Here is a 1,757-nt window from a genome sequence, read left to right as displayed (position 1 = left end):
TTCAAAAGTGAGCCGCTGTAAGAGCCAGCCCTTTCAAGGTCTTTGGAAAAAGCCTCAAAACATGATCATTTTTTGACCAAAAGAGATGCTAACTGAACCAAATTCAACTCGTTTTTTTCTTAATTTCAGCCCGGAATAGGCGTAGGACGCGATTTAGGCAAAGACCTTGAAAGGGCTGGCTGTAAGAGCGGAACCCATATAAGCCATCACCCAAATAACGGATATACACTCCCAAACCAAAATCTGGCCCAACTCTTGCTCTACCTCCTGTAACCGCACCCTCGACCCCTGTGCGGCGGAGACTCTTATCTATGGCAATCACCCCGAATTCGCTCCTGCAGGCGGCCCCAGCGGCCAAGCCTCAAGCGCCCGCTGCCAATCCACCGGCAGTGGCTGCGGACCCGCGGGACAAGGCCCCGGGCTTCGCTCAGGTGTTCGCCAAGCAAGCCCCCGCGCCCTCGGCAAAACCCACCGACACCACCACCAAATCGACCCGCGACAAACCTGCGGACGCCAGCACCAAGCCCGCCGCCAACAACGACAAGCCTGCCGCCGGCACTCCATCAGTTGCCGATAACGGCAAGACTTTGCCTGCCACCCCGCCGGCCAAGTCCGACACCCCGGACACCACCGCCAAGACCGACGATCCGGCCCCGGCAGACGACCCAACCCTGGCCCAGCAACCCCCGGTCGACCCAGCCGTCGACCCGGCGCTGATGGCCGCGGTAGTGCCTGTCCCGGTACCCGCAACGCCAGCACCCGTCGAAACACCGGCACCGGTCGCGGCGAAAGATGACAAGTCCCAGCCAGTAGTAGCGCCACCCGTGGCCGCTACCGACGACGCCAAGCCGGCCTTCGACCCAGAAGCCGACCCGCTGGACGCAATGCCCGCCGTACGCCTGGCCATGGAGCAGGGCGGTCACGTGTCCGCCAGCAGCCAAACCCCAGCCAAAGGCACGCCGGCCCCGACCCAGGACCAGCCAACGGCCGCGCAAAACTTCGCCACTGGCCTGGCCAGCATGGTCGACCAGCAAGCGACCAAGGACAGCACCGACCAGGGCGGCGACAAAGCCTTCACCGGCCTGATCGATGGCGGCCTCAAAGACCTGAAAGACGCCCGCAGCGACACCCGTGTCGACGATTTCGCCAACCGCCTCGCCGCGCTGACCCAGGCCGCCACCCCGAAAACCGCAAATGCCCTGCCACCGGTGGCCAACGCACCACTGGCCATGCACCAGAGCGGCTGGACCGACGAGGTGGTAAACCGGGTCATGTACCTGTCCAGCGCCAACCTCAAGTCGGCAGAAATCCAGCTGCAACCGGCTGAGCTGGGTCGTTTGGACATCAGCGTGAAAATGTCCGCGGACCAACAGGCGCAGGTCACCTTCATGAGTGGTCACGCGGTGGTTCGTGAAGCACTGGAAAGCCAGTCAGGCCGCCTGCGGGAGATGTTTGCCCAGCAGGGCATGGGCCAGGTCGACGTCAACGTGTCCGACCAGTCCCGTGGCTGGCAGGGTCAGCAGGGCCAGGACCAACAACAGCAGAACCAGGCACGCGGCGTCAGTGGCAGTGGCGGGCGGGGTGATGGGGTTGATGGCGGCGGTATTGGTGAGGTGGCTGAAGTTGCCGCGCCGGTGGTGCAGTCAGTGATTGGCTCCAGCGCCGTGGACTATTACGCCTGATCCAAAGCCTGGCGATGATCGAAATGTGGGAGCGGGCTTGCTCGCGAATACGGAGTGTCAGTCACCGTTACAGGT

Annotated in this window: 1 protein-coding gene; it reads left to right on the top strand. The window is 62.8% G+C overall.

Features of this window, described 5'->3' with window-relative positions; translation table 11 throughout:
- Window positions 1-311 precede the first annotated feature (311 nt).
- Complete coding sequence (locus tag SNL23_RS02455) at window positions 312-1,682, top strand: flagellar hook-length control protein FliK (protein ID WP_318301514.1); 1,371 nt, start codon at window positions 312-314, stop codon at window positions 1,680-1,682.
- Window positions 1,683-1,757: the final 75 nt, after the last annotated feature.

Origin of the sequence: Pseudomonas sp. SED1 (assembly GCF_034044025.1) — a bacterium.
GTDB lineage: Bacteria > Pseudomonadota > Gammaproteobacteria > Pseudomonadales > Pseudomonadaceae > Aquipseudomonas.
Note: the sequence above shows the minus strand (reverse complement) of the source record. Positions and strands in the feature narration are given on the sequence as shown.